Below are 21,367 nucleotides of genomic sequence, written 5' to 3'. Positions count from 1 at the left end.
AACAGCATTTTACGATTGCGGTGTATTCAACAGGCTTACTCCATTGAATTAAAGCTATGCAGCAGGTTAATCACATACCATGAAAATACTTGTAGTCGAAGACGAAGTAAAAACGGGCGATTACATCAAACAAGGGCTAATTGAATCCGGCTTTGTTGTAGAATTAGTAAGGACTGGCCTGGATGGTCACCACAAATCGATGATTGGTGATTATGAATTAATCGTACTCGATGTAATGCTGCCCGACATAGAAGGTTGGAAAATCCTGTCTTCATTGAGAGAGTCTGGTAAATTTACACCCGTTCTTTTTTTAACCGCTCGCGATCACGTTAATGACAGAGTCAAAGGACTTGAGTTAGGCGCAGACGATTATTTGGTTAAACCGTTTGCTTTCGCGGAACTCCTCGCAAGAGTGCGCACCTTGATCAGGAGAGGGACTTCTGTCCCTAACAACACGTTACACATTGCAGATTTGGAGCTTGATATCCCTTCTCGCGTTGCGAAGCGCGGTGGCAAAGTAATCAATCTGACGACTAAAGAGTTTACATTGCTTGAACTAATGGTCAGACGTCAAGGTGAAGTATTGCCCCGTTCTTTGATCGCCTCTCAGGTATGGGACATGAATTTTGACAGTGACACGAATGTCATTGATGTCGCTATCCGAAGATTGCGTGCAAAAATTGATGATGACTTTCCTGTAAAGCTAATTCAAACTGTCAGGGGGATGGGCTATAAAATGAGTGTAGATGATAGTAACGAATAAACTAAAACGGCCAAACTCTCTTGCGTTTAGAGTCACTATACTTGTTGGCATTACCGTATTTTTGTGCCTTACAATAATCAGCTTAATCGTTCAACAATCAATTGCAACGCATTTTGCTGAACAGGATGCTGATGAATTAAATGAGGTATTCCATGCTGTAAAACGAAAGCTTAGCGAAGCATACACTGAAAAGGTGGCACCTTCGAGTATCCTCGTTGAAGCAGTGTCTGGTCATCATGAAGTCTATTACCTTGTGCAAAATGAAGATGGAGAATCCGTATTTTCGAGTAAAGGCGTTGACTTGCACAAATACCCCGGTCAATTGTTTGACAACGATCTCATAACGCCTGATATGTTGACACTTTTTTTTGATGGATCCCATATGTTGCGAGCAACTGAAGCTCTCGTGACCGTCAGCACTGGTCAGAATAAGTCTACATACCGTGTTGTGGTAGCCTCAAACATGGAATTTCACATGAATTACATGGAAGACTTTGAAAAGACGTTATGGGGCATTATTTTCGTGTCTGGTTTGATCACGATAATAGTGGCACGTTTTGCTGTGTATCGAGGCCACTCGCCGCTACGGAAACTGAGTAGAAAAATAGGTTCTATTACTGCTGACAAGCTCGATATCCGACTAAATCCTTTAGAGGTACCGGTCGAGCTCGCAGGATTAGTGGGGTCGTTTAATGCTATGATTGAACGACTCGAAGCTGGCTTTGAGCAACTTTCATATTTTTCTGCGGACATTGCGCATGAATTGAGAACACCGGTCACAAACCTGACAACTCAAACGCAGGTTATTCTGAATCAACCGCGCACTGAAAGTGAATATGTTGAAATTTTATATTCTAATTTGGAAGAATACGAACGTATGACCAAGATGGTCAGTGACATGTTACTTCTAGCCAAAACGGAACATGGACTCGTCAAGCCACAGTTAGAGCGACTAAATTGCCGGGCAGAGCTTCAAGAATTAGTTGAGTATTTTGAACCACTGGCAGAAGAAAGACAAATTCAAATTCGCATCCGAGGGGCCGATGCCACAATTGATTGCGATAAGTCCATGTTTCGACAAGCTATGAGTAATCTATTATCAAACGCAATTCGATATTCCTTCGAAAACGCGATTGTTAAGGTAGCAGTATCTACCAACGAAGAACATACAAAAATTACCGTTTCAAATCCAGGCCCGAAAATCTCTGATGACCATCTTCAGAGACTTTTTGATCGCTTTTTTAGAGCAGACCCTTCACGAAAAAATCATGGTCAAGGCGTTGGTTTAGGATTGACTATCGCTCGTTCATTGCTTCACATGAACGGAGCTAAACTAACGGTTAGCTCAGATGACAACTTAACCGTATTTGTTGTTTCATTCCACAAATAATCAATCAAACTTCGTCCTGGACTCTAAACAGGTGGTCACTTTCTGAAGCTGATGTATCGGCCACTTCCCCTCATTTGTCATGTTTGCACTTTCCAACACCTGCTTCATAAAACTGGACATTTCATCATTAATCTTAATACAGTTGCTGGTATAGGCTTTACTTGTGTGTATCAACGATTGATCTAACAGTTCGGAATAAGTTGATTAATACCTTCGGAAAAAACCAAGCCTAGAGCCTCACTACCAAATTGGGAAACTCATTTTTCAGTTCCTCAATTATTGGATAAAGAATGATAACCTGCTCACTGTAAAAAACACCTGGAGCCAGATGGAAAACGCACATCTGTCGTGTTGTTTCAGCTGCTATAATAGTCGTCATCATTGACTCATTGTGGCCAATCACACTTAGGACTATTTCATTCGCATCGTTTGAAATTTTCCCACACGCTCGGACGGTGACGCCACAAATATCAGTGCTATTGTGTATGTTTATAAAAAGCCAAAATGCTATTTTTCGAAAAAACGGATTGCGCAGGAGCAAAAAATTGGGTTAAAGAAGTTGCACAGTAAGCACCTATGCAGCACGCGCATATCGATTGATCATTTCCTTCGCAGTGCTGTGCATCTTGGTTCTTTTTCTGAATGAAGTGTGTGATTATTTAAATTAGTATGTTCTACGTTTGATAAGGAATCATTTGAGGATATATGAGATTCTGATGTGTCGTGACCATCACATATAATTGGGTTCGTCATAGCAAAGCCATGCTGTGAAAGCAGCGCAGCTATTAGTACTAATTTAAACCATTTATAAATGCCTGACACAAATAAACTCCATCAGTGAGTAAGGAAATAGTAGCGGTATTCCGTTATTCTTACTTTGACGCAGATCAACACAACACAAAAAAGTGCGTAGGGCCTTTAAATATTAAAGCCGTAATCAACTAGTTTAGTACTCTTGATTCATATAGCCTTAAACTACGCTTAGAAAGTACAACATAGCCATCATTTATAGCAATGCTTTTAATTAGTGCATCCTCAAAGATTACGCTACCGCACGTGAAATCGTGACTGAAAGTTGTGACTTCGACATCATTTGCGATATATAACGCGTTATCTAACGAAATAAGAATCCCAAAGTGCCCGTATTGTCGAAGAGCATGACTAAATTGAGTGGTGTTTTGATCCCAATTTACAAACCTTCTTTTTACTGGAGGTAGACTTTGGAATGACGCTAGCTTTTCCAATTGAGGTGTGGCGTTATTATAAAGCTCATTAAAGTTATTGAGTAATTCTTCTAACAGAGTTTCTGCGAGTAACTGAGACTTGACCATCAATGATGATATCGTTTCATTGTCTTCGACCTCAAATTTCTCTTGGATTAGGATGCTACCTGCATCAAGTTTCTCAGTAAGTTTATGAATGCTAACACCCGCGTTCTCAGGGTTGTCGATAATGTAGGTTAGTGGGGTTGGGCCTCTACTTTTGGGTAGTAAAGATGGGTGGATATTAATCGCATATTTTATTTCGTTTATGGGTAGTTTGTATCCGTAATCTGCTACAACAAAGACTGTCTGCTCGTCATTTAAATATTCTTTAAGAGTCACGACACTTGGGCGTTCGGTGGAATAAACAATATTGTGTGTACGACAAATTCGTTTGATAAAGCTCGCATTTTCCTGAACATCGTTTATGAAAACGAGCTCAATGTTCAATCTAATTTTGATTAGAAGTGACAAACAATTCGAGAATAAGTCACTTCCAAAATAAACTATCTTCATACATGTTTGCACCTTCTGAGAGTAGCGAATGCCATGCTGCTTAGCAGTACACTAAATATTGCAAATGATTTAACAAGTGCTTTCATGATTACCTCTATCTTTGGTTAATATTCGGTTTTTAAAAATTAAAATTGCTTTGATTGTCAAAAGTGCGCATTTATTTGTTTAACTTTGACTTCAATCGAATTGACTGTCGTAGCTTTCTACTTTCGCGTAAGGTTCGTAGCTCCCATCTTGATATATAATGAAAACGGTATAAGGCATAAACTGCTCTGCTACTTCCATTCCGGGTGAACCTACTGGCATAGCTGGAACAGATAACCCGATAGCCTTTGGATGTTCTTCTAACAAGAATCGTTTTATAAACTTAGAAGGGACATGGCCTTCAAATACAAAGCCGTTTTCTGTAACAGCGGTATGGCAAGAGCGAAGATTTGGCGAAATTCCGTATTCGTTCTTGATGTCGCTCAAGTTATGAAAGTCCTTTGTACGTAGTTGAAACCCTTGGCTTTCTAGATGAGTTATCCACTTTTTACAGCATCCACACGATGGTGATTTATAGACCAATAATTCAAAGGCGTCGTTTGCGCCATGGTGGATATTTGCCATGGCAACGCTAGGTAGAATTAGCAGTAATACCGCAGCTTGATAGATGATTTTTTTTAACATTTTTGCCTCCAGACAAAGCTGGCACATATAGGTACGCTAGCACCTAGATAATAAACAGGAACTAAAACAAATTGTGCGTGAAATTTGGACGCACTGACCCTGTGTTAGGCAAATATCGGTGGGCGAAAAAGTGAGGAAGTTACTGAAACTGGCTGTTGGAAGAACAAGCCAAATGAAGCGTCCGGCACCACTGGGTGTTGAACAATCATCATGGAAGCTATAAGGACGGGAGCATGAGTACAACCACCTGGTGGGCATGTGCATTCCGAAGTGTTGCAACAATCTTTAATACTAGCGTTCTCCGAACTGCTAGAATCTACTCTCATACCATGGCTCATGTTCGTAGAGCAATTCGATTCAGAATTACTATTGTAATGTTTGTTGTCAATAGCCATTTCAAAACTCATAGTATCTACAGCCATCGCTTGCCCGACGAGGGCAGATAGCACTGTAAACACTAATATTACTTTTGATATGGATTTAAACATTTCTTAAGCATTAAACATAACCAATATGGAGAATAATGGATTTTCGCGAATTGGTAAACAGTTGAGGCTGATTTGTGATTAGAATAGCCCGTTCATCGGCAGAATTTAAGAAATAGTCATGATGAGAGAGATAGCCTACAACCATGCAAATTTTTAGCCGCGCCACTAAATCCGTAATTCAGATACTGCGATAGAACTTGAACGCTCTAAGTAGTTGCCACAATGCTTTCTCTTTGTCCAGTTCCATTAACGTTATAACAGGAGGTACCCGGACTTACACAAAAAATTGAGGAGGCTGACAAATAAATGCTTGAGGAACTCGCGCTCTGACAGATAGAGTTTTTGATGTCGGCGACCTTATTGACAGAAACCTAAATTCTGAGAGGTGTTTGAATTTATTAGATGAGAAATGATTCTTTTCTGTATTAGGGAATCATGAAAAACTAATATTAGAAATCAATTTGAGCAAGCTATACCAATCTGAGCTTTGGTATCAGAATGAAGGTAAATGGTGGCAATACTTAGACAATGAGCTTAAGAATAAATATTTTAACTTAGCTAACAAGTTACCTCTTTCGATATCTATTGAAACGAACTTTGACAACATTGGAATAGTCCACGCAGATCATCCTTTCCATTCTCGGCCGCCTACATAAGACTGTCAAAATTATATTAAGCAAATTCTTTGGGAAAGGATATTATCCTAATAACAATATCAAAGACCCTAAATCTACTTTGTATAAATTCTCTGAAGATTTTATACACATATTCAATTACCGAAACTTCAAACTTACTCACAGTAAAATAAAGTTAGACTGCTAAAACAAAAAGCCCCGCATTTTCATGCAGGGCTTTCTGAATAATGGTGCCTCGCTCCGGGATTGCAACGCGCGGCGCAGCCGCAGGGGCACGTTAGCGTGTGCGTGTGTTTTCAACCGCCGAAATCAAAAAAGCCCCGACCATTTCTGATCAGGGCTTCTTTATAAGTGGTGCCTCGACCCGGGATCGAACCAGGGACACGCGGATTTTCAATCCGCTGCTCTACCAACTGAGCTATCGAGGCTGAAACTTGTTAGCGTTCTAGGCGTTTGCTGCCTGTCCTGCTGTGGGTGCGTATTAAACGGTTTTCGCCTTCACAAGTCAACCGTTTTTCTCGCTTTTTTTGCGCTTTTATTACTGTTTGCGCATTGTTTGCTCAAAAAACGCTTTTTTGCTTATTTTTCAGGCGGAACATAGCCTTCAATCGTAGGCTCTACGTCGTCAAACAAGTAGGCCGACATTTTTTCTTCTAAAAACTTACGGGCATTCGGCTCCATCATATTCAACTTGTGTTCGTTAATCAGCATGGTCTGTTTCTTTTGCCATTCAGCCCATGCTTCTTTAGAAATGTTGTCGAAAATACGCTTACCCAGTTCACCCGGATAAAGTTGGAAATCTAAGCCGTCAGCTTCTTTTTGAAGCTTGCGACAAAATACCGTTCTTGCCATGTTATTTCCTTTCGTTCGCTATCTGCTTAGCAAAAAATGTTGCGTTGGGCTTAAAACGCCTAACGCATTAACTGCTGAATAATCTTGGTTGTAGGTGCCGCCAAACCAACTTCAATAGGCTCGTTCAACGAAAACCAACGAAATGCTGTTTCGGCTACGCGCTTTGATGGAGCAGAGTTTACCACGGCCACTACCGGGGTGATATCTAAATGAAAATGGCTAAAGGTATGACGGAACCCTTCAAGCGTTCGGGTTTCGTCGACACTGATACCTCGCTTGGCCAACTGCTCCATCCCCTCTTCTATTGAAGACACCTCAATAAAACCATATAGGCCACCCCACAGCCCTGTTGAAGGGCGCTGCTCTAGATATACTTGGCTGTTGAACTGTGCCACCATCATAAAGGTGGATTTCTCGGGCAGCGTCTTTTTTGGTTTTTTACCCGGGTAGTCGGTTTGCGTGCCTTGGGCGTAGGCTATACAGTCGGCTTGAAGCGGGCACTCATCACACTTTGGCTTGCTTCGCGTACAGATCATCGCGCCCAAATCCATCATCACCTGCGTATAGTTGGCACAACGTCCGCCTTCTGGATTGGTAGGCGTATTTTTCTCGGCCACTTCCCAAAGCAGATTCTCTACCTTTTTCTGTCCCGGCCACCCGCCAATTGCATAGTATCGCGCCAGCACACGCTTCACATTGCCATCTAATATAGGAAAGTGCATATTGCGAGATAGCGAAAGTATCGCCCCTGCGGTTGAGCGCCCTATGCCGGGCAAATCCATGACTTCTTCCAGACTATAGGGAAACTCGCCATTGTAATTATCTACCAGCATATTCGCAGCTTTGTGAAGATTCCTTGCTCTTGCGTAGTAGCCAAGCCCAGTCCAATGATGAAGCACGTCGTCTTGAGATGCCTTAGCCAAGTCGTGCACGGTAGGAAAAGACGCCATAAAGCGTTTGAAATAGGGAATTACCGTAGTGACTTGGGTTTGCTGAAGCATTATTTCAGACACCCACACTTTGTATGGCGTAACGTCTTGTTGCCAAGGCAAATGCTTTCGCCCGTGTTTATCAAACCATGCGAGCACTCGCTCTGCAAAGCTACCTGTATATTGTTGTTCTGTCATAATCGTCTGTATGGGCAATTACTACCGCTTGGTCGCTTTCTACCTAGCGACCATTCATTAAAAAGCGCGCTATGGTAGCATGTAACTAGCCAGTTTATTGTTAAGGAGCACACGTGTCTGTGCAGCACCCTGTTTTATTTTTTCCCGGTACGCTCTGTGACGAGCGAATATTTCTGCCTCTTTGGCGCACACTCAGTATTGCGCAACGTCGCTATGTGCCACTTCAGTGGGCAGCTTCACAAGAAGAAATGTTAGCATTAAGCGAAGATCGTATTCTCGAAAACGAAAAAGTGCACCTTGTGGGTTATTCCATGGGCGGATTTATTGCCGCGCTGGTGGCGCAGCGCAACCCTGTAAATGTAGCTTCCATAACATTGATTGGCTATAACCCAGAAGGGCTTTCAAAAGAAGAAATAGCCAAGCGTAAGCAGCTGACCACCATGCTTAAGCAAGGAAACTTCAAGCCCGACAACGATGCTTATCTTTCGCGATTTATCCACCCTTCCCGCTTAGCGGATGAAAACGTGGCTGGCGTTGTAAAATCGATGGCGCAGGATTTAGGTAAAACAACGTTACTCAACCACACACTAGCAACCACACCACGAGAAAGTACCGTTAAAGCGCTCGCAAAGATCAATGCGCCAGTAACGTTTATCACTGCCCAGCAAGACGCCATTGCACCAGCAGAAACAATTAGGCAGCTAAAAAATGTACTACCCAAAGCGACGTTCCACACCATCAGTGACGCCGGGCATATGGTAGTACTTGAGAAAACTGACGCCGTAGCGTCTATTATTGCGAAACAAATTGGCGTATAAAATTACAGCATTTTTGCCACGATAGCGTTGCATAAGCCGTGGGTAAGTGGATAATGCGCCACCATAAAATTGGGTAAGAAAGGCATTGCAAATGAGGCAATTCAAAAGTCAGGCGGAAGCAGAAGCCGCTGGAGTATACGTAAGCAAGGTAAAAAGCTTTGTGAAACGCGAAGGTAGACTTACTAAAGCACAAGAAAAAGCGCTAGAAGATCACTGGCCAACCAAGGGCATTGACTACGCTGAAGCACCGTTATCGTTGTCAGAAATTTTTGGCCGAAGTGCGCCTGTTGTTGTAGAAATTGGCTTCGGTATGGGCAAGTCATTGGTTGAAATGGCCGCAAACGCACCTGAGAAAGACTTTATCGGCATTGAAGTTCACCGTCCAGGCGTTGGCGCATGCTTAGCTGAAGCAAGCGAACAAGGCGTCGAGAACTTGCGTGTAATGGACCATGATGCAGTAGAAGTGCTTAAGAATATGATCCCAGACGGTTCGTTGTCTCGCCTACAGCTATTCTTCCCAGACCCTTGGCACAAGAAGCGTCACCACAAACGCCGTATTGTTCAGCCTGAATTTGTTGAGCTGGTTCGCACCAAATTAGCTATTGGCGGTTGTTTTCATATGGCGACGGATTGGGAGCAATATGCTGAGCACATGTTAGACGTTATGATCAATGCCGACGGTTACACCAATACTGCAACTGACGGCGACTATGTACCTCGTCCAGACTACCGCCCAATTACCAAGTTTGAAACCCGTGGCCAAAAACTAGGTCATGGCGTTTGGGATCTAATTTTCGAGCGTACTAAGTAATGATTTTATCTCCTCAAAGCCAACTGTTAGAACGTAATATCGCGCTTTTCGAAGAAGGTCAGTGGGCATTTATCAACCCTTCTGATGCGTATTTTCTGGACGGTCTTAAATCGCAAGAAGTCACGGTAATTCACCAATATTTCGATGTTTTTTCAGAGTGCGTAAGAGTCGTACCCTCGGTATCGTTTGATAGCCGAGATATTACGCGCACAGGTTTTGAGGTGACGCAAAAAGTCGGAAATCACACTCATATATTTACGCCTTTCGTTGCACTAGAGAAATCTCACACTGACGTGATGATTTTCTTACCCAAAGCTAAAACCCATTTTCAGATGCTATTGCGAATGGCAGCCAGCATGGTGGGCCAAAATGGTCGTATTCACGTGGTGGGTGAAAATAAGGGCGGTATAAAGAGTGCTGCTAAGTTGATGGACCAATACGGCCCAACCCAAAAGGTTGATTCTGCTCGCCACTGCAGTCTTATCACCGTTTTAGTTGAAGAGCCACACCTTGCCTTTGAACCGGATGCATGGCTTGATATGAACACGTATCACGTTGAGGGCACAGCTTGGCAAGTGGCCTCTATGCCTGGCGTATTCAGCTACAAAGAACTGGATGCGGGAACTGAGCTTTTACTAGAAAAACTCTCAACGTCACTGAGTGGTGAAATTCTGGATTTCGCATGCGGCGCTGGCGTGATTGCCAGTTATATAATGCTTAAGTATCCGCATTTGAAGCTTCATCTTACTGATGTTAGCGCACTTGCGGTTTACTGTAGTGCACTCACCCTAGCAGACAATGGGTTATCAGCAACACTCTATGCTGCGGATGGATTGCACGGTTTTACTCAAAAAGTACAGCACATTGTCACCAACCCGCCATTTCATACTGGCATTAAAACTGACTACACCATCACTAAGCGCTTTATTTCTGACGCTAAAGCAAGCTTAAGTCGTGGCGGCACTATGCAGATGGTGGCAAACCGATTCTTACCCTACCCAGGTTTACTCGCTGAGCACTTCCAAACGGTCTATACCACAGCACAAACGTCGCAATTTTCTGTTTATCAAGCGGCTTTGTAATTAAAAAAACCATTAGCTTGTGCTAATTTAGCTTTTCTACCTGTTGCTCATGCCATTGCGTACTCCACGCAATGGCATACGGCGCTTTTTCCGTACACTATATTTAAGCATTACAAGTGCACTGCACGTTACGCTCTGGGGGATCACCTGTGAATATTGTATTTGCTATTTCAGAAGTTGAAGAATTGGTAAAAACCGGCGGCCTTGCAGACGTTGGAAAAGCACTCCCACTCGCGCTTGATACCTTGGGCGAAAGCATCACCATTGTTATGCCTTATTACCAAGTACTGGCTGAACAGTTGAACCTACCAACTGTAACCGAGCAACAAACCCTGTTTACTGAAGGTCAGGTGTACCATTTTGATATTCGCTACATGCAATGGCACGGTATTCCTATTTACTTTGTAGACTCGCCCGAATACTTTATGCGTGAAGGGCTATACGCCAACGCATTTGAAGCCTATGAAGACAATGGTGAGCGCTTTAGCTTTTTCAGTGGCGCCGTACTTCAAACGCTAAAAGCTATCGATAAAAAGCCTGACATTATTCACTGTCACGACTGGCATGCGGCCATGCTGCCGTTTTTACTTACCCACGACAAATCTGGGTATTTTGACGGTACTAAAACCATATTCACTATTCATAACGCGGCTTTTCAAGGCGTGCATAAGCTTGAGAGCATTCCCTTTCTTCGCCATCATCCAAACATTCTGGCGCAAGTGCACGGCGGTTACATCAATATGCTGCAGAGCGGGATTGAGTTTGCCACGAAAGTGACAACCGTAAGCCCTAACTATGCAAGCGAGTTACTCACTGACCTGGGTAGTCATGGCCTGCACGAGCGGCTTGTAAATCGTCAAGCCGACTTAAGCGGTATTCTTAACGGATGTGACTACACGCAGTGGAACCCCGAGACAGATACATTTCTACCTGAGAATTACAGTGTAGAGAATCTTCATCCAAAGACCGCATGTAAACGAGCATTACAGGAGAAGTCGGGATTACCTGAGAATGGCAACGTACCGCTTATTGGAATGGTGTGCCGGCTGACTGAACAAAAAGGCTTTGGCTACATACTGCCCATTTTGGACGATTTAATTAAACACAATGTTCAAATGGTAATTGTGGGCACTGGCGACCCTAAAGTGTGTATGGACCTTGGCGAATTCGCTCAACAACACCCTGACCAATTCGCGTTTATAAACGGGTTTAGTTCCGAACATGCCCATTTGGTAGAAGCCGGCGCTGATTTCTTCCTAATGCCTTCTCAGTTTGAGCCGTGCGGATTGAACCAGATGTACAGCTTAGCTTATGGAACCATCCCCATCGTACGTTCGGTAGGCGGACTCAAAGACACGGTTATCGATTACAGCAACGATAGTGAAGGTACGGGTTTTGTGTTTGATGATCCTACGCCACATGCACTGCTATCTTGTATTCGTCGAGCTCTGCTGGCGTTCTACGAAGATGCCGGAAAATTCAGGGCGATGCAGCAACGTGGAATGCGAACGCGATTCACATGGGAAGCAGCGGCGAAGAATTACCAGCAACTATACGTTTCAACCCTCAACTAAAGGGCTTTGCGTACATTAATTATTGTTTATGGGCGTCTTCCTTTTTGCGCATTTTTGCGCCACTATGAATATATGGAAGACGCGAATGGACAATACGCAAAACGGATATGACGGATAAAGTAGTCAAGCTTACGATTAAAAGCCTTTTCATTTGGGTGGTAATGTCAATTACTACGTTTTCGCTTGCAGTGTTATCCAGTCTTGCCGTCTACACGCAAATTAAAACCTACCGTCATGAACTTGAGTCTAACGCACTCATGTTAGCCAAGTTGGTCGCAAGCAGTTCAGCTATGTATCTTTATGACGAAACGCCAGAGCGCATTGAACTTGCCCTAAGTAACCTTGCTGCCGCCGACCATGTATTAAATGCCCACGTTTACAAAGCGCAAAGCGGTAACTTAGAGCCCCAGATTTTCGCCTCTTATAACAAGGAAGGCCAGTTATTGTTAGGAGGCAAGGAAAATCAACTGGCGTCCATGTTTATGACACCTCAATTGGCCGACAATGGGCAATACCTTGAATTAAGTGCAAAAGTCTTCGACACTGAGACGAACATTCAGTTGGGCTGGATATATTTACGAATTTCCTCAGAGAATTTTAACCAGCTTGTTGGAAAGTCGATTTGGCTTAATTTGGCAGTAGCCTTGGCGCTTTTGGCTATTAGCTTTTACTTTGCAGTGCGTATGCAACGTATTGTAACTGGCCCCGTTGAAGACATTGCTAACTTCTTGCAGCGTACTTCACGACAACGTGATTATTCAGCCCGTGCCAGCGGCTCCACTATTAGAGAACTCGATATCTTGGCTGACGCCGTGAATGTGATGCTGTTTCGCATGCAAGAGTACATGCAAAAGCAACGACAGGCGGAGGAGCAACATAGAAAGCTCAATGCCAGCTTAGAAGATATGGTAAGTCACCGAACCACCGCCCTTAAGGATGCAAACCAGGAACTTATTCAAACGTTAGAAAAGCTACATCAGTTTCAGCGTCAAATTGTACAGAATGAAAAGATGGCCTCGCTCGGTGATATGGTTGCGGGCGTTGCGCACGAGGTAAATACTCCGATAGGTTTAGGCGTTACTGCGTCGACAATGATGTTAGACAGGTTAGCGGTTATTCAAAAAGACTTTGAAAATAAAACGCTGAAAGCCAGTGCAATGAAACGCTTTTTGGATGAAAGTAACGAAAACCTCAACATTATTTACCGCAATTTGAACAGAGCTGCCGAACTTATTAGCAGTTTTAAGCAGGTTGCTGTAGATCAAACCTCAGAATCTAGTCGAAGTTTTTGCGTTGTACAGCTAGTTAATGAGATACTATTGTCATTGCAGCCTCGACTCAAAAAATTAAAACACAACATCAACGTAGATTGCGACCCTACCCTTAGCGTTGAAACGAAGGCTGGCCCAATAAATCAAATCTTGATTAATTTAATCATGAATTCGGTTATTCATGGGTTTGAAACCATGGATGAAGGCACAATTGATATTCGTGCCGAAATGGTGAGTAGCAATAAGCTCAAGCTTGTTTATACCGATAACGGAAAAGGCATTTCCCCAGAAATTCGCAAACGGATATTTGACCCCTTTGTCACCACAAAGCGCGGGCAAGGCGGTTCCGGATTGGGAATGCACTTGGTATACAACTTAGTAACGCAAGCCCTTAATGGTTCAATATCGATCACCAGTGAGGAAGGCAACGGCGTAGAATTTGTAATTATCTTCCCCGTTGTTAATGCGAAAACGTCAGAATAGTTGTATAAAGTATGAACTTTTCTTGATTTTTATTGGCTAACCCCAATACCTTAACAGTAAGAATATTCACAAGTTGCTTGCAATCAAGTATATGAATATTAAAATTTAACCAGTTAGTTGCTTAAATCGTATTTTAGAAAGAGTGTAGAACACCATGCAGACGCCAAATGTGTTAATTGTTGAAGATGAGGTGGTAACCCGTACCACGCTTAAGAGTTTATTTGAAGCGGAAGGGTATAATGTGTTTGAGGCCGAGAACGGTGATCAAATGCATGATTTCTTCGAGAATCACGCTATCAATTTGGTTATCATGGACATTAACCTACCGGGTAAAAATGGCCTTATTTTGGCACGTGAAGTACGTGACCGTAAAAACGTTGGGCTTATTTTCTTAACGGGTCGTGATAACGACGTTGACCGTATTCTAGGTCTTGAAATTGGCGCAGACGATTATCTGACTAAGCCTTTCAACCCTCGTGAATTGACTATTCGCGCGCGCAACTTACTGTCTCGTACTACAAACTCTTCAGAAGATGACGATTTACCAAGCCGTGTAAGCTTCAACGGCTGGACGCTTGACGGTGATAGCCGTTCATTGATTTCACCTAGCGGGAAAGAGTTCCGCCTACCACGCAGTGAATTCCGCGCTCTTCACCTTTTCTTAAGCAATCCAGGTAAGATCCTTACCCGTGAGCAGCTAATAATGGAAATGACGGGGCGTGAACTTCGTCCGAATGACCGTACGGTTGACGTAACGATTCGTCGTATTCGTAAGCACTTCGAATCAGATCCTTCAGATGAAGAATTGATTGTAACCATTCACGGTGAAGGTTACCGTTTCTGCGGTCAGGTTGACGGCTAAGACGTCGCCTGAACGAGTTTTGAATTAATGAAAAGCCGCTACTGTGTAGCGGCTTTTTTTATATGTAAACAATTCATCCCAATGACGGCATAACTAAGCTATGCCGTGAAATGTCACTTGAGATATCGAGAGCTAAATGATCTACTTCACACTGAGGATTAGCTGTCAGTAGCGCTAAAGCAAACTGAGTAGCGGTATTGCTTCTCTTCCAACAAGAATGCTTTATGTGTACTTGGGCTCCATGAATCATCGCCGCCTACGCCCATGTGAGCATGATCAATGTACACAAACACACAATCTTGAGGTGTTAAATCACAGGTGTGTTTTGCCTCGTCTAGCTGTGCTTGTCCATATTCGCTCACGTTAAAATAGAACTGTCCTTTTGCTTTCAGGCCGCTAACCTCAAGTTGTGTACAGCCACAGCGCAAGCCGTTGTCCGTTGGGAATATGTAGCACGTTTGCATCTCTTCTATAGGTAAGGTGTAGCGACCATAACGCGCTGCCGCTTTTCTGTCAGGGTAGTTCTCAAATGGCCCTAGTCCCTGCCAGGTAATCGACGTTGGCTTATCGGCTACAGGCACTGCCGTTTGTATACCAATTCGCGGCATAGGTGGTAAACCATCATCCAAAAGCACTTCAACGTCTACCGATAGCTCGGCCTGTGCATTTATGGTGTAAACCCACTTGGTTGCCGCTACCAGCTTTTCTGAATGGTGATAGTCAAATAACGATGTTATACGCACGTCTTGCGCGCCCTGCTCAACGTCTACGCCCGTGCAAGTGCGTGTCCACTTGCCAATTCCAGCACGACGCCAGCGAGACTCCCACGCATTTGGGTCTGGATTATCAACTTCGCTTACCCCAATGTCGTTATCTAGCGGCGCTCTGAAGAAGTTATCTTCTAGCGGCGCGGCAAGTGTTTCCTCCGCGCCTTGAAGCCACGAGGTTAATAGCCCGCTCTCACTATTAAAGCTAAATACGTTATTTTGCGCATGTACCTGCAACATCCCATCCTGAGCTTCAATTGATAGCTCACTAGTGCCGCTTGTTGTTTCGTTATCATTAAGAGAAAACGATACTATTCCACGCTTGTTGACTAGCGCTAACTGGGCGGTGTCCATAACATGCCCTGCTTTAGCCCACGAACAGTTATTCGCTAGTACCACATCAATATTTAAGTGGTAGTCAGCGCCTGCTTTAAACGTAATATCTGGGCTAAGACTGAGCGTTTGTGCTTGTTGTGGCGCTATGTCGATTTCGCATTCGCCCTTCGCCTCAGCAATCGGTTGTCCATTTTCTAGCACTTGCCAACGTAACAACTCGTTATCTGTGCGTCTAAATAAGTAATCGCTGCTTGCTGTAAGCTCAAACTTGTTGTCTTTCTCAACCAACGAAAAGCTTAAGTGCTGCTGACAATATTTAGCTTCTAATAAGTGCGGATGTGGCGTTCTGTCTGGAAATAACAGACCGTTTATACAGAATTGTCTGTCGTTTTCAGTATCGCCGAAGTCTCCGCCGTAAGCCCAGTATGCTTCGCCGCTATTAGTGTGCTTTACTAACCCTTGATCTACCCAGTCCCAAATAAAGCCACCTTGAAGGCGAGGATAAGCCTTAAACGCTTTCCAGTATTTATCAAAGCTACCCAAGCTATTGCCCATAGCATGCGCATATTCGCATAGAATAACGGGGCGGTTTTCCCCCGGCATCGACAACCATTTTTTAATGGCCCACTTAGGCACTGCATCGTCTTTAATGTCGGTATCAACCCGTGCGTACATTGGCGCAATAATGTCGGTAGCCGAAGTATCAGCGCCGCCGCCTTCGTACTGTACAGGGCGCGATGGGTCAAATGACTTTGCCCAGCCATACATTGCATCGTGGGTAGGGCCGTGACCAGACTCATTCCCCAACGACCAAATAATGATGCTGGGGTGGTTTTTGTCTCGCTCGACCATTTGCGTAAAGCGCGCCATGTAAGCGCCGGCCCAGAGCGGGTCGCGAGAAAGCCTTCCCATTGGGAACATACCGTGGGTTTCGATGTTAGCTTCATCCACCACATAAAGCCCGTATTCATCACAAAGCTCATACCAACGAGGGTGATTTGGATAATGAGCGGTACGTACGGCATTGAAGTTGTTTTGCTTTAACAACTTAATGTCTTCAAGCATGTCATCTTCATTGATTGCATGCCCTTTTGTTTGATGGTGTTCGTGACGGTTAACCCCACGAATTAGCACGGCTTTACCATTTACCAGTAACTGGCCGTTTTTCATTTCAATGTTTCTAAAGCCAACGTTATAGGCCTCAACATCAACGGCATTGCCATTCTCATCAATAAGTGAGACTACGATGCGGTACAGATTCGGTGTTTCAGCAGTCCAGTGTTTAGGTTCATTCACATGAAGCGTTTGAAAAACTACATCATCCCAACCGCCCTTTTCATCAATACGCTTATTGTTAGTGCCGGTAATGACTTGCTCGGTAACAGCGTTATCGCCATCAAAAAGCTGGATACCCACTTTGTAAGTAGAAGGCGCATTGATGGCGGTACGTACGGTTACTACTGCGTCGCGATAGCATGCGTCAAGGCTTGGCGTAACAAACACATCCTGAATGTGATGCTGAGGTTTGGTGACAAGATTTACGTCGCGGAAGATACCGCTAAGCCACCACATGTCCTGATCTTCTAAGTAGCTGCCGTCTGACCATCGGATCACCATTACCGCTAGTCGGTTTTCACCTTCGACCAAGTAGCCAGACAAATCGAATTCAGCCGGTAGTCGACTATCTTGGGAATAGCCCACATACTCGCCGTTGCACCACAAGTGAAACGCGCTATTTACCCCTTCAAAAACAATATGATTGCGCTGTTTTAACTCATCCTTGGTAACGTTGAACGTTGTTCGGTAGCAACCCGTTGGATTCTCGCTGGGTACCACTGGAGGGTTCACCTCGAAAGGATATTTAACGTTACAGTAAATCGGTTTGTCGTGACCTTGCAGCTGCCAATTAGAAGGTACCGCGATAGGCTGCCAATTAGCAGATTCATCATCACTTAATGTTTTAGAAAGCAGGCTTTCAGGTACGTTTGCTGGTGCCTCAAATAAACGGAAATCCCACTGACCGTTTAAACTACGCTTTTGCGCATTGGTATTGTGCAATGCGTCTTTTAGCGTTTTATATCCGTGATGTGGACTGTGGGCATTGATGCGATTCCTCTGAAATACAACCGGGTTTTGCCAATCGTTTTGAGCCACTACTTGCGCAACATTAAGCATGTCATATCCTTTACTTTTTCGTTAAGCGCAATATAGCTAACTTTCATTAAATCCTTTATGCTCTAATCTTTCATATATTTATCCAAAACTATCATTTCACATTTATGCAACTTAGCTTTAGAGACATTGTAGACATAGGCCCTAAGTGCTTTGAACGCTTTATTGATAGTAGTAATACGCCTGAAATCAGCGACCTGGAGATTGAACTAGCAGGATGCTCTAACTTATCAGGTAACTATACGGTAGGTCGCGTTTCGCCTCCTAACCACACCTTGTTTTACAGCATTCATGGTCAAGGAAAATTTCGTGTCCCGTCAGGCGAGATGCAATTGGATGAAGGACAGCTAATTATTTTACCCGCTGGACAAAGTTTCGAAGTCACAATAGTCAGTGAGCAATGGGATATAATTTGGGTAAACTTGGCAGACTCCGAACGCTGGACACCATTTAATAAGCTAGGTGCTGTGATAGTGGATAATGCCATGCTGGAAGGACTGCATCATGCAATGGAACTTTTGTATTTAGAGCGTGACGTCGAGAATCGAAATTCGGCGATGCAAGTTGTGTCTCGCTACCTGTACCGTATTATTGATGCGCCTTTGAGTGACGTACATACTCACGATGAGAAAGAACGACGCCAAGTAAGCAGACTACACAGCCTCTTTTCTGCGGTTGAAAAACAGCTTCAGTTTGATTGGGATATGGAAAGCTTAAGTGAGAAAGCGCATTATTCTGCCCCTCACCTTCACAGGCTGTGCTTACAAGTATTTGGGAGAAGCCCCAAACAGCACGTTATCCATTTGCGTATGACACGAGCCAAAAGCTTATTACTAAGCACGCAGTGGCCCGTATCTTATATCGCCAGTTATGTAGGCTACGCAAATGTATTTACGTTCTCGAAACGCTTTAAGAAGTCCACCGGGCTGTCTCCTTCAGCGTTTCGAGAAAGCGTAAACTAGCTGCCTGCTATCTTCATTTGGTCAATAAGCACAGAACCGGTCTGTACACTACCGCGCACATCTTTTTCAGCGCCAATTGCCACAATGCCTTTAAACATATCTTTCAGATTGCCAGCAATAGTTACCTCGTGAACTGGGTATTGGATGATGCCATTTTCAACCCAGTATCCCGCTGCGCCGCGCGAGTAATCGCCCGTCACACCGTTAACGCCCTGCCCCATCAGTTCGGTTACGAACAAACCTGTGCCCATTTCTTTAAGCAGGTCGGCGTCGCTGTGACCCGTATCACCTACTAGCCAGTTATGAATACCACCGGCGTGGCCATTCGAGCGGGTGTTTAGCTTACGCGACGAGTAGGTAGTATAAAGGTATGTAGCCAATTTACCCGCATCGACAATGGTCATGTCAGAACATGCCACACCTTCGTTATCGAAGCTTGAGCTTGCCAGACCGCCTTTAATAAACGGACGCTCTTCAATATTAAGCCATTCTGGGAAAACTTGTTTACCCAAGCTATCTAGCAAGAAGCTAGAGCGACGGTAAAGGCTGCCACCACTAATGGCTCCTACGTAATGACCAAACAAACTAGATGCGATGTCACGGTGTAAAAGCACAGGCACGTTTGCCGTGTTGATTTTACGAGCCCCCAAACGGTCTACAGTAGCTTTAGCGGCATCAATACCCACTGCACTTGCTGATTGCAGCAAAGACGCTTTACGACTTACTGTGTAAGCGTAATCGCGCTGCATATCGTTATCTTGTGCGCCAATAACCATACAGCTTAGTGAATAACGGCTGCTAGGATAACCTGCATTGATACCGTGCGTGTTGCCGTAAACGCGCATACCTAGATTTGCGTTATACGACGCGCCATCTGAATTTGTAATGCGCGAGTCGTAATTCATTGCCGCCGTTTCGGCTTCAATAGCAGTTTTAATGGCCTTTTCAGTATCTAATTCTTCAGGGTGATACAGATCTAAATCAGGGAACTCGGTAGCAATAAGGTCGGCATCGGCCAAACCTGTACAAGGATCTTCACTGGTATAGCGAGCAATATCGACGGCTTTTTCTACCGCGAGTGTTAGCGCCGCTTTGCTCAGATCTGCGGTAGACGCACTCCCCTTTCGCTTGCCTACGTATACGCTTATACCTAAGCCACCGTCGTTGGTAAATTCAACGTTTTCAACTTCTTGCATACGTGAAGAAACGGCGATGCCCTGCACTTTAGACATGCTGGCTTCGGCTTGTGTTGCGCCTTTAGAAAGGGCTAATTTCAGTACATCATCTACGACATTTTGAATGTCGGCTAACTGCTGCTCAATTTGCATAGTAAGTTTCGCTGTCTTAATTCGACTGTGATAGTTACAATTTAGCTAAAGTGTAACACTAATGAGTTTGAAATGAGTGATCAGAAATACAATTCTCCTGAAGATCCTTACTTCGAAGATGCGCAAGCAGATGAGTTCGAAGAGGAAGAATTAATCAGTAAAACTGAGCTGAAGCGTCAAGCTAAAGAACTTCACAAACTAGGTGAAACGTTGGTTAACCTGACCGATGCTCACATAGCGACGATTCCAATGGATGAAGAGCTTGCTGACGCCGTAGCTATTGCCCGCAAAGTGAATAAGAAAAAAGACGGTTACCGCCGTCAGCTTCAGTTTATCGGCAAAGCTTTACGTCATAGAGATACCGCCCCTATTGAAGAGGCGTTGGCTAAAATTACACATCAGCATCAGGCAAGCAATGCGGCCTTTCATGCACTAGAAAAAGCCCGTGAAGCCGTGATTGAACAGGGCGACCCCGCTATTCAAAAGCTGATTGAAGCGCATCCTGAACTGGACCGCCAAAAGCTGCGCCAATTTCATCGCCAAGTTAAAAAAGAGCGTGAAAAAAATGCGCCGCCTAAAGCATTCAGAGAGCTGTTTCAGTATTTGAAAGACGTTATTCATGAGGATTAACGGTCTGCAATTAAAGTAATCTCAACATCACAGTTTCGTTCACCAGCCAAAGGGGGGATAGTGTGAAAATATTTTCCAACCCTAACGCAACACTGAAAAGCAAGTACGGTCAGTATCAAATTGCTGTGCTTGGTAGCATTGTTGGCGTGTCGGCTGAAGGTATTGCCGATGGTTCAGCCATTGAACGCTATGCGCGAGATATGATGGATGTGATTAACAGTTTTGGTGGGAATCACTGGGCATTTTTAGGTTTTTTGCATGGTTCTGCCCTTCTCACTAAAGCAGGTGAGACAGAACTGCAGCGTTCAATAGAGTGGCGTGCGAAGCACGGAATGGCGCTTGGCGCGCTGGTTATCGGCGACACCACAGTGCAGCCTATTGTAAGAGCGCAATTTCAGAGAATTTACGACAATGCAGGCCTTGAGCTAGGTATTTTTACCAACGAGGAAGATGCTATTGAGTGGTTGAATGGAAAAGGATTTGAAAGTTAGCCACGACCTATACCAGTCCGCATACAAAAAAGGTTGGTGCCTAGGCCCAACCTTTTTTAATTTTCCAGTTTACGGGTT

At 44.1% G+C, this 21,367-nt stretch carries 18 protein-coding genes and 1 tRNA gene; 11 read left to right on the top strand and 8 right to left on the bottom strand.

What is annotated here, in order from left to right; all coding sequences use genetic code 11:
- Positions 1–79: 79 nt before the first annotated feature.
- The gene (locus tag ACFI6L_RS10075) at positions 80–763 is read left to right on the top strand and encodes a heavy metal response regulator transcription factor (protein ID WP_012516830.1); all 684 of its coding nucleotides are present in this window, start codon (positions 80–82) and stop codon (positions 761–763) included.
- On the top strand, positions 747–2,153 hold the full coding sequence (locus ACFI6L_RS10070) for a heavy metal sensor histidine kinase (RefSeq protein WP_462573919.1): 1,407 nt from the start codon (positions 747–749) through the stop codon (positions 2,151–2,153). The genes ACFI6L_RS10075 and ACFI6L_RS10070 overlap by 17 nt, the downstream gene beginning before the upstream one ends.
- Positions 2,154–3,094: 941 nt before the next feature.
- Here the strand turns inward: ACFI6L_RS10070 and ACFI6L_RS10065 are convergent.
- From ACFI6L_RS10065 to mutY, 6 genes are all read right to left on the bottom strand, one after another.
- Positions 3,095–3,931: a formyltransferase family protein gene (locus ACFI6L_RS10065; RefSeq protein WP_012516828.1), complete on the bottom strand. Its 837-nt coding sequence runs from the start codon at positions 3,929–3,931 to the stop codon at positions 3,095–3,097.
- 177 nt (positions 3,932–4,108) lie between these two features.
- Complete coding sequence (locus tag ACFI6L_RS10060) at positions 4,109–4,600, bottom strand: DUF411 domain-containing protein (protein WP_462573918.1); 492 nt, start codon at positions 4,598–4,600, stop codon at positions 4,109–4,111.
- A 104-nt stretch (positions 4,601–4,704) separates the two neighbouring features.
- Complete coding sequence (locus ACFI6L_RS10055) at positions 4,705–5,088, bottom strand: CopL family metal-binding regulatory protein (RefSeq protein WP_353843090.1); 384 nt, start codon at positions 5,086–5,088, stop codon at positions 4,705–4,707.
- A gap of 987 nt (positions 5,089–6,075) precedes the next feature.
- Positions 6,076–6,151, bottom strand: a tRNA-Phe gene (locus ACFI6L_RS10050).
- 151 nt (positions 6,152–6,302) lie between these two features.
- Positions 6,303–6,575: an oxidative damage protection protein gene (locus ACFI6L_RS10045; protein ID WP_014947929.1), complete on the bottom strand. Its 273-nt coding sequence runs from the start codon at positions 6,573–6,575 to the stop codon at positions 6,303–6,305.
- A gap of 59 nt (positions 6,576–6,634) precedes the next feature.
- Positions 6,635–7,702 (bottom strand): A/G-specific adenine glycosylase, encoded by a 1,068-nt coding sequence (gene mutY / locus ACFI6L_RS10040; RefSeq protein ID WP_462573917.1) that lies wholly within the window; start codon positions 7,700–7,702, stop codon positions 6,635–6,637.
- A 113-nt stretch (positions 7,703–7,815) separates the two neighbouring features.
- Here mutY and ACFI6L_RS10035 point away from each other — a divergent pair, with 113 nt between their 5' ends.
- The 6 genes from ACFI6L_RS10035 (at position 7,816) to arcA (ending at position 14,603) form a co-directional block, all read left to right on the top strand.
- Positions 7,816–8,520, top strand: a complete 705-nt coding sequence (locus ACFI6L_RS10035; protein ID WP_462573916.1) for an alpha/beta fold hydrolase — start codon at positions 7,816–7,818, stop codon at positions 8,518–8,520.
- A 91-nt stretch (positions 8,521–8,611) separates the two neighbouring features.
- The gene (gene trmB, locus ACFI6L_RS10030) at positions 8,612–9,331 is read left to right on the top strand and encodes a tRNA (guanosine(46)-N7)-methyltransferase TrmB (RefSeq protein WP_014978023.1); all 720 of its coding nucleotides are present in this window, start codon (positions 8,612–8,614) and stop codon (positions 9,329–9,331) included.
- Positions 9,331–10,413, top strand: a complete 1,083-nt coding sequence (locus ACFI6L_RS10025) for a methyltransferase (RefSeq protein ID WP_039225841.1) — start codon at positions 9,331–9,333, stop codon at positions 10,411–10,413. Before trmB ends, ACFI6L_RS10025 begins: the two co-directional genes overlap by 1 nt.
- 149 nt (positions 10,414–10,562) lie before the next feature.
- Complete coding sequence (gene glgA, locus ACFI6L_RS10020) at positions 10,563–11,987, top strand: glycogen synthase GlgA (protein ID WP_069943557.1); 1,425 nt, start codon at positions 10,563–10,565, stop codon at positions 11,985–11,987.
- A 107-nt stretch (positions 11,988–12,094) separates the two neighbouring features.
- Positions 12,095–13,741 carry a sensor histidine kinase gene (locus ACFI6L_RS10015; protein ID WP_039236941.1) on the top strand — a complete coding sequence of 549 codons (1,647 nt, stop codon included), beginning with the start codon at positions 12,095–12,097 and terminating at the stop codon, positions 13,739–13,741.
- A gap of 154 nt (positions 13,742–13,895) precedes the next feature.
- A complete protein-coding gene (gene arcA, locus ACFI6L_RS10010) occupies positions 13,896–14,603 on the top strand; it encodes a two-component system response regulator ArcA (protein WP_014947922.1) in 708 nt (235 codons plus the stop codon).
- A 158-nt stretch (positions 14,604–14,761) separates the two neighbouring features.
- On the opposite strand, the gene ACFI6L_RS10005 is transcribed toward arcA, so the two are convergent.
- Entirely contained in the window at positions 14,762–17,881 is a 3,120-nt protein-coding gene (locus ACFI6L_RS10005) for a beta-galactosidase (RefSeq protein WP_342326031.1), read from the bottom strand.
- A gap of 104 nt (positions 17,882–17,985) precedes the next feature.
- Here ACFI6L_RS10005 and ACFI6L_RS10000 point away from each other — a divergent pair, with 104 nt between their 5' ends.
- Complete coding sequence (locus tag ACFI6L_RS10000; protein ID WP_069943554.1) at positions 17,986–18,840, top strand: AraC family transcriptional regulator; 855 nt, start codon at positions 17,986–17,988, stop codon at positions 18,838–18,840.
- Here the strand turns inward: ACFI6L_RS10000 and pmbA are convergent.
- Positions 18,837–20,168: a metalloprotease PmbA gene (pmbA, locus tag ACFI6L_RS09995; protein ID WP_039236933.1), complete on the bottom strand. Its 1,332-nt coding sequence runs from the start codon at positions 20,166–20,168 to the stop codon at positions 18,837–18,839. The two genes, ACFI6L_RS10000 and pmbA, sit on opposite strands and share 4 nt — an antisense overlap.
- Positions 20,169–20,240: 72 nt before the next feature.
- On the opposite strand from pmbA, the gene yjgA reads away from it, so the two are divergent.
- The gene (gene yjgA / locus ACFI6L_RS09990; RefSeq protein ID WP_014975398.1) at positions 20,241–20,798 is read left to right on the top strand and encodes a ribosome biogenesis factor YjgA; all 558 of its coding nucleotides are present in this window, start codon (positions 20,241–20,243) and stop codon (positions 20,796–20,798) included.
- 62 nt (positions 20,799–20,860) lie between these two features.
- Positions 20,861–21,289, top strand: coding sequence for a hypothetical protein (locus tag ACFI6L_RS09985; protein ID WP_014947917.1), 429 nt, complete (start codon positions 20,861–20,863; stop codon positions 21,287–21,289).
- The last annotated feature ends 78 nt before the right edge of the window (positions 21,290–21,367 follow it).

The sequence above is a fragment of the Alteromonas sp. G4i35 genome, from assembly GCF_054960375.1.
Note: the sequence above shows the minus strand (reverse complement) of the source record. Positions and strands in the feature narration are given on the sequence as shown.